Genomic DNA, 13,878 nt, shown 5'->3' with positions numbered 1-13,878 from the left:
GTTTATTCCGCCACGCCGATAACGTCGTCAAAGATGGCGACGGCTCGCGTCCACCCTGCCGAGCCCCTTTTCACCTTCGCTGGGAAGCACGACACGGTGAACCCGTAATCCGGCAACTGATCTAGATTCGTCAGCTTTTCCAGATGACAGTATCCGATGTCGCGGCCCGCCTTGTGACCTTCCCAGACGAGCGAGGTATCGCCGGTATCGGCGACCCGCTTCGCCGTAGCCGCAAACGGTGCGTCCCAGCTCCAAGCGTCGGTGCCGGTCACGCGAACGCCGCGTCTGGTCAGCCACATCGTCGCATCATAGCCGAAGCCGCAGCCCTTGGTCAGGAAGTCCGGTCCACCGAGCGCAGCTCCCGCAGCGGTGTTCATCAGCACGATGTCCAACGGCTGCGGCTGATAGCCGATCTTGGCGAATGCCGCCGCCATCTCCTCGGCGGACACGACGTGCCCGTCTTCGAGATCGCGGAAATCAAGCTTCACGCCGGGCCGGAGACACCAGTCGAGCGGTACTTCGTCGATCGTCATCGCCGGCACGCCACCGTCCATCGTCGGATGATAGTGCCACGGCGCGTCCAGATGCGTGCCGTTATGCGTGGTCAGCGTAAGCGTCTCGGACGCGGCGAAGCCTAACCCGCCGGGTATCTGCTCGGCGGTCAGGCCGGGAAAGAAGTTTTGCACTTCTGCCACAGTCTGGGCGTGGGACTGATACGTGACCTTCGGCCGCATGAACGGGGGATCCGTAACGATGTCGGGATCCAGCGTGATTGAAAGGTCGAGCAAGCGGCGTGGCATCGAGTGTTCCTTCGATAGCAGACGACCAGACAAAGGCTGGAGGCGGCGGATTACGTCCGATCGTCGCTTCCCTCCCGGCGCAGGCCTGGCTCCGTCTGACCGCGGTGGATCGGTCACCGACCAATGAATGCGATTACGGCTGAATCTCGGGTAGCGGCTGTCCTTCGACCACACGTGCGCTGGCCTCCGTCAGTACGAACAACACGCGCGCCACGACCTCATCGTCCGGATTGCGCCATGCGTGGATCGTGCCGCGCTGGACCACTACGTCGCCGGTGCCCACCAAGGTAACCGATCCATCATCCAGCAGGAGTTCGACGGTACCCCGCAGCACGATACCGTAATCCAGGCTGTTCGTGCGGTGCAGCGGCGACGCTTTTCCGGGAAGCATGTCGACGACGCGGACGACCGACCCCCCATGCAGGGTGAGGCCGGCGGACCTCGAGCGGCCGTCACTGTCGTCGTTGTTGTCCGCGGGCAGAACCGCACTGGTCCAGACGAGTGCGAAGTTCGCATCCCCGGAGGGTATGGCGGTTGGCGTTAGGAACTGATCGGAGACTATGATCGCGCGGCCATCCGCATCATGGCCCGTCACGACGCGGCGGAAAGGGTCGCTCATGCCGATATGATCTGTTGTTCGATCGCGCCGAAGAGGGGGCGGTCGTCCTGACGCCGCGCCTCCATTCGTACGGTGTCGCCGAACCGCATGAAACCGGTACTCGGTACGCCATGCTCGATCATCTCGATCCCTCGGCGCTCGGCGATGCAACTGGAGCCCACCTGCGCGTAATCGGCGTTCGACACGGTGCCGGACCCGATGATCGTACCGGCGGGCAGGGCTCGGGTCCTAGCCGCATGCGCGATCAGATCGTGGAAGCCGAACGCCATTTCGGCACCGGTCGGCTGCCCGAACCGCACACCGTTCCACGCGACGTGAAGTGGCAGAGCGATGCGGCCATCGCACCAGGCATCCCCGATTTCATCGGGCGTGACCGCCACCGGCGCCACGCTGCAGGCAGGCTTGGCCTGGATCCAGCCGAAACCGGTCTTCATCTCGACGGGCGCGATGGTCCGCAGCGACCAGTCGTTGAGTTGGATCAGCAACTTCACGTGCGACAGCGCTTCGGCTGCCGTCACGCCCATCGGCACCGCGTCGGTGATGACGCCGAACTCCCCTTCGAAATCGATCCCGTCGTCTTCGCTCGGCAGGGGAATGTCATCGGTCGGCCCGAAGAACTGATGCGACATCCCTTGGTACATCAGCGGAAGCGTGGTCTCGATCGGCGGAAATCCGAACGCGCGTTGCATCAGCGCGCCGTGGCTTTCGAACGCGGATCCATCCAGCCACTGCCACGCCCGCGGCAAAGGTGCCGCGAACTCCCCCTGTACGGGTTCCCCTTTCCCCTGCTCGAGATGGGCTGCCAGGACGTTCAGCTGCGGAGCATGTTCATCCCAGTTCTCCAGAAGCTGCTGCAGCGTCCTGACCGGTCCGGCGGCCATGCGCCGATGATCGCCGGAAAGCATTACCAAGCTTCCGTCGACCGTACCGTCGGCCAGAGTCGCCAGCATCATAGTTCATCTCCGTAAGCGTTTCTAACGAGCGATCCGATGTCGCCATCGTCACTGAAGCCGAGCGACCGTGCGGCGCCGGCGACGAGCGGCGGAAGGCGGCCAAAACCGCGTTCGATATCCGGATCCGGCGCGTAATCGATCTGCGCCGCCCGCCCGGCGTGGTCCTCGATAGCCGCGACGAGGTCGTCCATGCGGACGCGAAGCGCGGGCAACGTGATGGCCGGCGATGATGGCAGCGCCGGATGAGGAAGCAGCAGTGCATGCCCGATGTTGTCGGCCGCCCGCCCCGCCGACATGAGCCACATCGTTGCGTCGGGCCCGACCGGCAATTCGCAGCGACGACCGGCACGTATCGCATGAAAGAGATCGCTCATGAACGCGGACTTCAGCCCCGCGCCGTCGTTCGGTCGCGCGACGATACCGGGCAGCCTCAGTGCCAGCGCCGACAGTTCGCCGCGGCGCGACAGCACGCTCAGCCATGTCTCGACCAGGGCCTTGTGACCGCCGTACAGCATGCTCGGCGCCAGTGGCGCTGTATCGTCGATCCCGCCCGTGGGCAGCGTGTCTCCCAGAACCGCGATGCTGCTCGCGAACACGAAACGGACGGGCGCCCCGGAAGCGGTCCGCCCCGCTGCCGCTCCGTCGGCGAGCACGCGTGCGACGTCGACGTTGACCGCCCATGCGCGCGCCGGGTCGGCCTCGGCCGCCCCGCCTGGAATGGTCGCCAGGTGCACGATCGCGTCACATTGGAGCGCCAGCAGCCGCACCTGCAGGATTGGATCGGCGAGATCCCCTTCGATGCCATCGACGCCTGGCGGTAGGGATCTATCGGTGGTGGCTATGACGACGTGCTCGGATGCGAGACGCCGTATGACGGCGCGCCCGACGAAACCGCCGGCCCCTGTAACCAGAACCCGCATCAGCTACCGTCCGTGATGGTCGTGCCGCCATCGACGATCAGGTTATGGCCGGTCACGAATGCTGCGGCCGGCGACGCCAGGAACGCGACCGCCGTCGCCACCTCCGCCGCCTCGCCAGGTCGGCGGAGCGGCGTCATCGCCATGCGTTTCGTCATGAACGACGCATCGCGCAGCAGCGGCTCTGCCAGAGGGGTGCGGATGAGACCCGGGGATACCGAGTTGGCACGAGCGCCGTGCGGGCCCCATTCGACGGCGAGGTTGCGCGCGAGTTGGAGTACGCCTGCCTTGGCCAGCGCATAGGTCGAGATGGCTGCGTTGCCGCGTGACGCGGCGATGCTCGCGATCAGCACGGCCGACCCGCGAGCATCCGCCAGGATCGGCGCGGCGGCCTTCGTCAATGCTACCATGCCCCGCAGGTTGACGTCCATGACGGTGTCGTAATCAGCCCATTCCAGGTCCGTGATCCCACCCGGACGACCGGTGATGCCGGCCGCGCAGACCAGGATGTCGAGCCGGTCGCGCCAACAAGCCGCGTCCGTGACCAATCGTGCGCATGCGGACGTGTCTGCAACGTCGCAGACCACGCCGCGCGTCTTATCGCCGAAGCGGGCGGCTATGCCTGCCAGAGCCGCGGCGTTCTCGCTCGACACGACGACGTGCGCGCCCTGTAGGACGAGACGTTCGACGATCGCCAGCCCGATCCCGCTCGTCCCGCCTGATACGAGCGCGATCCTGCCGTCGAGGCGAAAGGGATCGCCCGGATCCACAGCCGACATCAGACCGGGTTTCGGCCGATGAAGAACTCGCGGAACGGATCCATGCTGGGATTCAGCCCGACGTCGATGGCAGCCTTACGCAGCGCTGCCATCTGCGGGTCGTGGATCCGCTGGGTCGGCATGCGCAGCGGACCCCCATTGTATCCCTGCAGCCAACCCTGGAACTTCCAAGCCTGCCGATTGATGAAATGGCCTCCGTGCAACTGCTGCGCCAACGCACCTCTGATCTTGCGTGCAGGATGCATTCTCCAATAGATCTCGGTCGCTTCCTCGAAGCGGCCTTCCCTGAGCAAGCCGAACACCTGCGGAATCAGCGGCCCCCAGAATTCGTGATCGCTAGTCGCGGAAAGCTGGATCGGCATCAGTTGCGCGAGCGGGATCAGTTCCCCTTCGATCGGCATCGAGATCACGACCTCCTTGCCGAACAGGCGGTCGCATTCGATGACGGACTGGATCGACGGAAAGCCGCCCTCGGCCTTGATAGCAGCGATGTTGGGGCAGTCGTCGATCAGTCGGCGCATGAGTGACGTGGGAATGTCCGATGGGTGGATGCGCCCCGCAAAGCCCCAAAGGAACATCGGAAAGAGCATCACGGCCAGATTGGTGGAATCGCACACCGCCTTGGTGTAATCGTAGATGTCCTGTTCGCTTTCAGGATAGAAATTGGGGGGGTAGCTGAGCAGGACGAATTCCGCTCCGGCATCCTCGGCGCCTTTCACCGCGTCTATATTCTGCTGGAGATTGCTCCAACTGGCATGATGGGTGACGATCAGGCGATCGCCCGCCTCGTCCTTCATGATCCGCATGGTCTCGAGATATTCGTCCAGCGTTATGGAAATCTCCGACACCGCCAGCGAGCCCATGAACCCGTGTTCGATGGCCAGACGCGTGTCGTGGCGGATCGCCTTTTCGTTGATCGTCGTCAGATCGGCTGTAAACGACGGGATCGTGCAGTTGACGACGCCGACGAGGCGCTCGCGCGCCCATTCTCGAGCTTCGTTACGAGTGTATTGAGCCATTGGTCAGTCCTTTCAAAGGTCGCGTGCGCCATCCCAGGCGAGGTATTTGATCTCGAGGTATTCATCGATTCCGTAGATCGAACCCTCGCGGCCCAACCCGGATTGCTTGACGCCGCCGAACGGCGCGACCTCGTTGGAGATGAGCCCGGTATTGATACCGATCATGCCTGCCTCCAATGCCGCGGCCACCCGCCAGATCCGCGCTGCATCGCGTGAGAACAGATAGGCGGCCAAGCCGAATTCCGTATCGTTCGCCATCTCGATCACTTCCGCTTCGTCGTCGAAGGCGACCAGGGGGGCGACCGGGCCGAAAGTCTCCTCCCGGCAGACGAGCATGTCGGGCGCGACGCCCGCGAGTACGGTCGGCTGGAAGAAGAAGCCACCGAGCGGGTGCCGGGTGCCGCCGTGAAGTACGGTCGCACCCTGCGATACCGCATCGGCGATATGGGATTCGACCTTCTTCACCGCGTCGCCGTCGATAAGCGGTCCCTGCTGCACGCCGTCCGTGAAACCGTCACCGACCCGCAACGTCGCGACGCGCTCGACGAGCGCGGCGGCGAAATCGTCATGGATGCGCTTCTGCACATAAATCCGATTGGCGCTGATGCAGGCCTGCCCGGTATTGCGGAACTTCGTTGCGACGAGGCCCGAGACGGCCGCGTCGATATCGGCATCGTCGAACACGATGAAGGGAGCGTTGCCGCCCAGTTCCATCGACAGCTTCTTTATCGTCGGCGCCGATTGGGCGATAAGCAGGCGGCCGACCTCGGTCGATCCGGTGAACGTGATCTTGCGGACGTGTGCATTGGTGGTCAATTCACCTCCCAGCGTACGGGCGTCGCCGGTGATGACGTTGAAAACCCCCGGGGGAATCCCGGCACGGGAAGCGAGCTCCGCCAGAGCGAACGCGGTCAGCGGTGTCTGCTCGGCGGGCTTGACCACCATCGTGCAGCCGGCCGCAAGTGATGGCGCTGCCTTGCGCGTGATCATCGCCGCCGGGAAATTCCAGGGCGTGATGGCAGCGCAGACGCCGACAGGCTCCTTCAGGGTGAGGATGCGCCGCCCGGGTTCCGGCGACGCCATCACGTCGCCTTTCACCCGCTTTGCCTCCTCGGCGAACCATTCCACGAACGAGGCGGCGTAGGCGACCTCGCCCTTGGCTTCGGCGAACGGTTTTCCCTCCTCCAGCACGATCAGACGCGCCAGATCGTCGCTGTTGGCGACGATCAGATCGAACCAGCGGCGCAGCAGCTGCGAACGATCCTTGGCCGATCGGGCACGCCAGCCGGGCAATGCCGCGTGGGCGGCGTTGATCGCAGCGCGCGTCTGAACGACACCGAGTTGCACGATATCGCCCAGCAGCCTGCCGTTGGAGGGGTTAAACAAGGGACATGGGCCCTCGTCGCCGACGGCTACCCAGGCGCCGTCCACGAAGGGCATCGTGTGGAACAGCTTCTTGTCGGAAAGTTGATCCGGCATGCCTTACTTCCCTTTGCGAACTGGACGGATCAATGCAGGCAGCCTCGTTCCGATGCCGAGCTCGACCGCGCGGTTCGCGCACATCGCGGAAACGGTGATGTCCTGGATCGCGGCGCCGACCGATTTGTAGATGACGATCTGTTCGAGGTCTGTGCGCCCGGGATGGTGTCCGCCGATCACGTCGCTGAGTGCTACCAGACCGTCGGCGAACGATACGCCGTCGCGGGCCGCCGCGATCATGTCTCCGGTATCGTGTGCGACCTCGGTCACCATGTCGGCGATGATGAGGTCGGCGCGGGCGATCGCATCGGTGTCGAGCTCGCGCTGTTCCGGCAAGGTCGATCCGATCGAGATCACCGTCATGCCCGGGCGCAGCCAAGCGCCGAGGAATGTGGGGCTTTCGTCGCGTGAGCGAGCAGCGCAGACAACGATGTCCGCGTGCGCCACCGCTTCCTGGGCGCTGTCTACCGCGACGACGTCCGGGTGGGCATCGGCGACGTCCGCCACGAACGTCGCGCGGCTTGTCGCGCTCGGGCTGTAGACGGTCACCTCGGTCAGGGGACGCAGGACGGCAAGCGCGCGCAGATGGTTCCGCGCCTCGAAGCCCGACCCGATCACGGCGACGCGGCTCGCACCCGGCGGCGCCAGCCTATCGGCCGCCATCGCCGATGTAGCGGCAGTCCGAAATCCCGTAATCGAATTGCCGTCGAGCAGAGCGACGAGTGCCGTCGTCTCCTGATCGAATAGCGGCACGAGGTAGCATGCCGCCCCGGCCGTCATCGAAGCCGCGATCAGCTTGACGCCCATCACTCCGCCATCGGGTGCGATACCGCTCAGGCCGCGCAACCACAGGCCGTCGCCACGCGCCATCGACCGGGGCGGGAACATGTCGTCGCTGACGTTGCCGCCATATGCCGCGCGGAGCGACCGGATCGCGATGTCCCAATCGAATGCCGCGCGGACATCCTCGTCGCTCAGCAGAAGCGTGCTGTCGGTCGGCAACTTATTGGCGGTCATCGGGCTGTTCCCACACCGATTGGAGGTTGATCGATGAGTGAGCGGCGGGTGTTCTCGTACGCCGTCTGGCCGATCCAGCAGACAAGCATGCTCACCAGCATGACCGGGACGAGCACGACGGCGAGCGATGCGCGCAGCGCCGAAGGATCGGCGAAGACCTGGTCGGTGACCAACGCGATCAGCGTCGGGGCCAAGCCCATGCCGAGCAGGCCGGAGAAGATGAAGTGCAGCGACGTCGCTCGACCGCGCAACCGGTTCGGCGTGATGTCGTGGATCGTCGGCGGCACGCTGGCGAGGCCGAGGCCACTGCCGAAGGTTATCAGCGCGATCGCAGCGAGCGCCGTCGGTGCACTGTCCGCGACGAACAGCCAGGCCATGCCTGCGAGGCCCAGCGGCCACCATAACAGCGGGACGATGAAACGACCACCGGCGCGATCACCGGCGACGAGGCGGTCGCTCAGGATGCCGCTCGCCAGGCATCCGAGTATCCCGGCAGCGGCAGTGACCGGACCCAGCGTAAGCCCGACCATGGCCGGTTTCATGCCGAAGCTGCGGATCAGGAAGGTCGGCCCCCAGACTGCGAACGTCAGCCCGACGAACGCCGTCATCGCGGAAACGAAGTAGACGCTGGCATAGGCCGTCCGTGCGGAACGGAGGTGCAGCAGGAATTCGCCGAAGCTCGCGCGTCGCAGATTCATCGGCCCGGCCTGTTTACGGGTTTCCTCGCGGACGGTGAACATCAGCACCGACAGCAGCAGACCCGGCGTGCCGACCAGGAAGAACACGGCCTTCCAGCTGGTCACGTTCCCGAGGACGGGCAGTTGGGCCGTGACAGCCCCACCCAGGGCCCGCAGTACGATGCCGCCAACGAGCAGCGACGCGCCGACGCCGAGATAGTTCGACATGTTGTAGACGCTCATCGCCCGCCCCCGCCGCGCCGGCGCAAAGTAATCGGCGATCAGCGAATACGCCGCTGGGGCGAGACACGCCTCGCCGATGCCGACACCGGCACGCGCGAAGAACAGCTGCCAGTACGTCTCGGCAAGGCCGCACGCGAACGTCATCACGCTCCACAGGGCGATCCCGCCGGCCAGGATGTTTCTACGATTGGCACGGTCCACCAACGCACCGAACGGGAGCCCGAAAGCCACGTAGAACACCGCGAATGCCGCGCCCTGCAGCAGGCTGATCTGCGTATCGGATATTCCGAGATCGGCCTTGATCGGTTCGACCAGCAGGGAGATGAGATATCGATCGAGGAACGAGGTTATACCGACGATCAGCAGGACAGCGACGACATACCAGGCGTATGCGGGTCGCGGATAGCGTGCGGCTTCGCGCGTCATCTCAGAACGACTTCCGCACGGTGACGCCGTAGGTCCGCGGCTCGCCGGGGAAGCTGACGAAGGTATTGGCCTGAAGCGGTGCCTGCGTTCGCAGACTCGAGTAGTATGCGTCGAACAGGTTGTTGGCGAAGACGGACACCGACAGCTTTTCGCTGCTTTCGATCGCCAGCGATGCATTCACCAGGGTGTAGCCCGGCTGGAAATTCCCCTGCAGTAGTGTCACGTTGGCGATGTAACCGCTGACCCGGCGGGCGTTGACGTTCGCTGTCGCCTTCCACCTGCCGACGTCGGTCGAATACGTCGCGTTCGGCTGGAACGTCCATTTCGGCGAGTTGCCCAACTGCCGGCCCGCCAGCGTGGGATCCAAAGTCGTATCGCTGTACTTCGCCAGGACGTAGGCGGCGTTGCCGCCGAAGCTCAACCCTCGCATCGGATTGACCGTCAGTTCCAGTTCCACACCCTTGGACGTGACACCGGCAGCGGTCTGGACCTGCGTGGACAGCGTCGTCTGATCGCGCAGCTGGAACTGGAAGTTGCTGAATTTCATGAGGAACGCGGTCGCGTTGAACGTGATCAGGCGATCGAACGCTCGCGTCTTCAGGCCGATCTCGTACGATTTGACGGTTTCCGGGTCGAACGTACCGCTGACCAGCGCCGGGTTGATGGTGGTGGGCCCGCGGGCGTCTTTGGCCGCATTGATTCCGCCGCCCTTGTACCCTGTGCTGTGGTTCACGAACAGCAGGCTGCCGGGCGCAGGCTCGTATGCAAGCCCTGCAGCGTACGTCCAATGACTATCGGAGAACGATCCGCCTATCGGGTTAGCCGGACAAAACGCGCGCGCTGCAACCGGCACCGGCGGGCGACACCGGGCCGGCACGGCGACACCGAAGCTGCCGGCGACACCGTCGGTATAGAGCAGGCCTTCGCCGTCCTTCTTCTCGGTCAACCAACGGAGCCCCACCGTCGCCTTCAATCTGGGCAGTATCTCGACGACGTTATGCGTGAAGATGGATATGCCCTGCGCCTTCGACGTGAACGTCTGCAACGTATCGCCGCCGCCGACCGGATAAAGGTTCGCCGACGCCAGGCCGCCGGAAAGACGATTGTAGAACCGACCGGCGTCCGCGCCGAAGATGGACTGCTGCGTCGCGTCTATCTTGTTGTCGTAGGCGAATACGCCGATCAGGAAATCGACGGGACCGCGGGTGGCCGACAACTGCCCCTCGATCGTGTCGAGACGATCCCGGAGCTGCTGATCGTTCACATTGAGGATGTCGAGCGAGCTGTTGTCGGAATCGTAGCTGTCCGACGAGCGGAAGAAGCGATGCCCGTAGGTCAGCTTGGCCTGTGCCGGGCCTAGATCCCAGTTGACGATGGCGGTGATCCCGCGCGCCTTCACCTTGGTCCGCATCTCGCCGTTCAGCGCGACGCGGTATTCGTTGGCGTCGTCCGATGGCGACAGCGCGATCCCGCCCAGCGCGGCGATATTGGCGAAACCAGAACCCTGGGCGAGATACGGCGCGCCGCAACAGATCTCATCCTTGTGCTGCGCTTCGCCGATGAGCCGAATTCCGAGGTTTTCGGTCGGTTTGAACAGAAGTTGCGCACGAAGCTGGTATCGATCCCGCGTGTTCAGATGACGATCGCGAACGGGTTCGTACAGATAGCCGTCACGCCTGCTGTACAGACCCGACAGGCGGAAGGCGATCTTGTCGTCCACGATCGGACCCGACAGCGCACCGCCGATCCGAACCGCGTCGTAGTTTCCATAACTGGCGTAGACGTCGCCTGAATAGTCGAACGTCGGCTCGTTGGTGATGATGTTGATTACGCCGGTCGTGGTGTTCTTGCCGTACAGCGTACCCTGCGGACCGCGCAGCACTTCCACGCGCCTGACATCCATCAGATCCGACAGCGCTTCGCCTGGCCGGTTGAGATAGACGCCGTCCTCGAAGATGCCGACCGACCCCTCGAAACCGACGTTGTTGCTCGACGTCCCGACCCCGCGAAGGCGAACCTGCGTGCCGGCGCTTTCCGAGGTGGAAGTCGAGATGAACAGGGAAGGCGCGATTTGTGGGAGGGCACGAGCCTCCAGCACCCCTGCCGCAGCCAGTTCGCCGCCACCGATCGCCGTGATCGCGATCGGCACGCGCTGCAACGATTCGGACCGCTTGGTCGCCGTGACGATGATGTCCCCGGTCGCGTCCGTAGTCTGTTCGGGCGCGACCCCACCCGACTTCGGCGCCGCGAGCGGTTCTATGGGTAGCGGAGCCTGCTGCACCCGCGCCGAAATCGGTGCGACGGCCTGGGGCTCAGGCTGGTCGCCGACAGACTGCGCACTGACCGACTGGGCTGCGAACGGCAGCATGGAAGCCGCAAGGTAAAGGTAGGCCTTCACGATAATCCCCTCTGTTCTAATTATTCCGCCCTCATGAAGATGCCATTGAGTCGTGTCAATATGCATATTGATTAGATTGATGGGCGTCATTTGTCCGACTATGGTTCCTCCGGGGAGAAAGTTTTCCGATGATGGATGGCGATGCCGCAGAGTTGCGGAACTATATCGAAGCGGTGGTAAACAGCGGCGGACGGCGCCTGCCGCCGGAACCGAAGCTCAGCGCAGAGCTCGGCATATCCCGTGGTCGGCTCCGGACGCTGCTCAAACGGCTGGAGAACGAACGCCTGATCTGGCGGCACGTCGGCAAGGGGACGTTCGTCGGCCCACGCCAGCTTGTCGCCGACGTGTCCAATGGATCGCTGTCCATCAGCGTCGACGACATTATCGATGCGCGACTGCTGCTCGAACCACGCTTAGCCGCGCAGGCCGCGATCCGTTCGACACCGGCCGATCTGGCCGCAATGGATCAGTGCATCGCCGACATGAAGGGGGTCTCGTCATTCCTGACGTGGAAGCGTCTCGACGAACGGCTGCACCGAACGATAGCGGAGGCGACTCACAACGCGATCCTACTGATGGTGTACGACACGTTACGATCGCAGGTGAAGCTGAGCCTCGATAAGCGGATGGAGGAGGTGTTCGCCGCTGCGGCGGGACCGAAAGAACTCACTGAAGTCGAGCACTGCGCGATCGTCGATGCCATTCGACAGCACAATCCCGCGCATGCCGAACACGCTATGCGGGAACATCTGGAATCCGTTAGGCGCAACCTGTTCGGCTTGAGATAGAGAGTTTGGCAGTGTTGACGGGCGGAAAGATAAACGAGGCCCTAACGGCGGGGCTCGTCAATCGGAGCCTCTAGTCCGACAGCTTGAAGTAGAATACCGGCTCGGGCTTACCATCACACGACAAGCGGCATTTGGTCGTATGTCGATCCTTATCGGTCTTCATTTCAGCGAACACCTCAGGTCGACGACGCTGCAACGGCCAATCGTGGATCACTTCTTCGACGGCATGCTGGCGGATGAGAAGGGCATTTCCGCGACGGCCGTGCTTGACGAAGACGTTGGCGCTTTCGATTTCAGCGCTTTGGGGAAGCGTGAAGTCGCCTCCGATGTGGCGGACGCTTGGTGCTGCCGCGAGTTGCTTCAGCCGGTCCTTGAACGAAGCCGGCTTATGAATGTCGCCTAGATAGGTGCGGTAGCAGGCAAGTGCCGCGTCAATCCACGACGTCGTGTCGGGCAACGCACCGGCACGAACCGCCAGAAAAGCCGCTGCTGCTACCCTTCCGAAGGCATCGCAGAGCCGAACCGCCGCAACGTCATGTAGATCAACGCGGGCCGCGATGCGAAAACCGTGTACCAACGCGTTGACCTCGGCCTTGATACGATCGGGATGTTCGATCATCTTTTCGATAAGATGCGCCAAGTACACACGCATCGCGCTGCCGTGATGCTGCTGGGCGTGGTCTAGCAAATTGTTCATAAACTGGCCGCTGGTCGTCCGGTCGAACAGTGGGACAGCCTCAAACACACCATGCGGCCGGCCATCGGCGATACGGATGGTTTTTACGCGGTCTGTCACGATCTTCGTGATTCGCTCGTCGCCGTCGATCTGAACGTGCAGGGGATCGTCGTCAGCAGTTAGCAAGACAAATCGGTGGTCACCCCGAACGTTACCGTCGGAAGTGACTTCGGTGTTGCCCTGCATCTGGTGCGCGAAGGCCTTGAAGCAACCTACGCGCTTCGCGGTGGACTCGCCCGCGAGTGCCAATTCGGCCTGATCGACGATTATCGGCAGGTCGCCATGATACAAAATCTGTTGGTCCAGCGTGCGAAGTAGCGTGTCGAACGAAATCTTATAGCCGCCGCGCTGGTTGCCACCTGGTGATCCCACGACCGACGCAGCGAGCCGCAACACCGCGCTCTTGCCGGAGGCCATCGGCCCGACCAATTCGTAGCCGGTACTGGAATTCTCCCCGATGAGGGTGAGCAACGGTGCCAGGAAGGTGGCCTGCATGAAAAATGACGGGATCGGATGGCTCTCGAGCGGCTGAGCCACCAAGCGCAGCCACCGATCGTGATCACCTGCGCACACGCATTTATTAGGCAGCGGCGGAAACACGATCTTCAGATCCGGCGGCCCCGCCGGCTGAATCACCGAGCGATCGGGCAGCGTGAAACATTGCTGCATCCAGCCGGGGCCTTCTATGATATTCCGTTCTTTAAATTCACGGACTTCGGCGATGTAGCCCTGCAGTTGGCCGCTGGTTCCACTCGCCGAAAGAAACATCTGCTGATCCGCGAGCTGCTGTATTGCCAAGGTCATGGACACGCATGCCCACGTCGGTAACCAGGCTTCTTGGTCATAGCGGTTGATCTGATACCACACGTTGCCGAGGGGTGAGATAAACCCCTTCACCGACAATCCGCGCGTCCCCGGAATCCTCTGCTGACGCTTGATTGCGTTGAAGGCGAGCCGGACGGAGTGTGTTTTATACATTTAGCATGCTCCTCGATTGGGCATCGAAACCCCGAAAACCCCGAAAACC

Annotated in this window: 12 protein-coding genes; 1 reads left to right on the top strand and 11 read right to left on the bottom strand. The window is 63.3% G+C overall.

Features of this window, described 5'->3' with window-relative positions:
* Positions 1-2 precede the first annotated feature (2 nt).
* The 10 genes from U1739_RS02800 to U1739_RS02755 all read right to left on the bottom strand — a co-directional run bounded on the left by U1739_RS02800 (position 3) and on the right by U1739_RS02755 (position 11,327).
* Positions 3-800, bottom strand: coding sequence for a cyclase family protein (locus tag U1739_RS02800; RefSeq protein ID WP_332703766.1), 798 nt, complete (start codon positions 798-800; stop codon positions 3-5).
* Positions 801-933: 133 nt separating this feature from the next.
* Positions 934-1,419, bottom strand: coding sequence for a cupin domain-containing protein (locus tag U1739_RS02795; protein ID WP_332703764.1), 486 nt, complete (start codon positions 1,417-1,419; stop codon positions 934-936).
* Entirely contained in the window at positions 1,416-2,372 is a 957-nt protein-coding gene (locus U1739_RS02790; protein WP_332703762.1) for a fumarylacetoacetate hydrolase family protein, read from the bottom strand. The genes U1739_RS02795 and U1739_RS02790 overlap by 4 nt, the downstream gene beginning before the upstream one ends.
* Positions 2,369-3,292 carry an NAD-dependent epimerase/dehydratase family protein gene (locus U1739_RS02785; RefSeq protein ID WP_332703760.1) on the bottom strand — a complete coding sequence of 308 codons (924 nt, stop codon included), beginning with the start codon at positions 3,290-3,292 and terminating at the stop codon, positions 2,369-2,371. The genes U1739_RS02790 and U1739_RS02785 overlap by 4 nt, the downstream gene beginning before the upstream one ends.
* Positions 3,292-4,068: an SDR family NAD(P)-dependent oxidoreductase gene (locus U1739_RS02780; protein WP_332703758.1), complete on the bottom strand. Its 777-nt coding sequence runs from the start codon at positions 4,066-4,068 to the stop codon at positions 3,292-3,294. The genes U1739_RS02785 and U1739_RS02780 overlap by 1 nt, the downstream gene beginning before the upstream one ends.
* Positions 4,068-5,087, bottom strand: a complete 1,020-nt coding sequence (locus U1739_RS02775; RefSeq protein WP_332703756.1) for a dihydrodipicolinate synthase family protein — start codon at positions 5,085-5,087, stop codon at positions 4,068-4,070. The genes U1739_RS02780 and U1739_RS02775 overlap by 1 nt, the downstream gene beginning before the upstream one ends.
* Before the next feature lie 12 nt (positions 5,088-5,099).
* Positions 5,100-6,566, bottom strand: a complete 1,467-nt coding sequence (locus U1739_RS02770) for an NAD-dependent succinate-semialdehyde dehydrogenase (protein ID WP_443025482.1) — start codon at positions 6,564-6,566, stop codon at positions 5,100-5,102.
* A gap of 3 nt (positions 6,567-6,569) precedes the next feature.
* Entirely contained in the window at positions 6,570-7,583 is a 1,014-nt protein-coding gene (locus tag U1739_RS02765) for an ornithine cyclodeaminase family protein (RefSeq protein WP_332703754.1), read from the bottom strand.
* Positions 7,580-8,929 (bottom strand): spinster family MFS transporter, encoded by a 1,350-nt coding sequence (locus U1739_RS02760; protein ID WP_332703752.1) that lies wholly within the window; start codon positions 8,927-8,929, stop codon positions 7,580-7,582. Before U1739_RS02760 ends, U1739_RS02765 begins: the two co-directional genes overlap by 4 nt.
* A gap of 1 nt (position 8,930) precedes the next feature.
* Positions 8,931-11,327, bottom strand: coding sequence for a TonB-dependent receptor (locus U1739_RS02755; protein WP_332703750.1), 2,397 nt, complete (start codon positions 11,325-11,327; stop codon positions 8,931-8,933).
* Positions 11,328-11,455: 128 nt separating this feature from the next.
* On the opposite strand from U1739_RS02755, the gene U1739_RS02750 reads away from it, so the two are divergent.
* Positions 11,456-12,115, top strand: a complete 660-nt coding sequence (locus U1739_RS02750) for a FadR/GntR family transcriptional regulator (protein ID WP_332703748.1) — start codon at positions 11,456-11,458, stop codon at positions 12,113-12,115.
* A 70-nt stretch (positions 12,116-12,185) separates the two neighbouring features.
* Here U1739_RS02750 and U1739_RS02745 read toward each other — a convergent pair whose 3' ends face one another.
* Positions 12,186-13,829: a DUF927 domain-containing protein gene (locus tag U1739_RS02745; RefSeq protein ID WP_332703746.1), complete on the bottom strand. Its 1,644-nt coding sequence runs from the start codon at positions 13,827-13,829 to the stop codon at positions 12,186-12,188.
* Positions 13,830-13,878: the final 49 nt, after the last annotated feature.

The organism is Parasphingomonas puruogangriensis (assembly GCF_036663635.1).
GTDB lineage: Bacteria > Pseudomonadota > Alphaproteobacteria > Sphingomonadales > Sphingomonadaceae > Sphingomonas.
The sequence above is the reverse complement of the archived record's forward strand: the minus strand, read 5'-3'. Positions and strand labels throughout refer to the sequence as shown.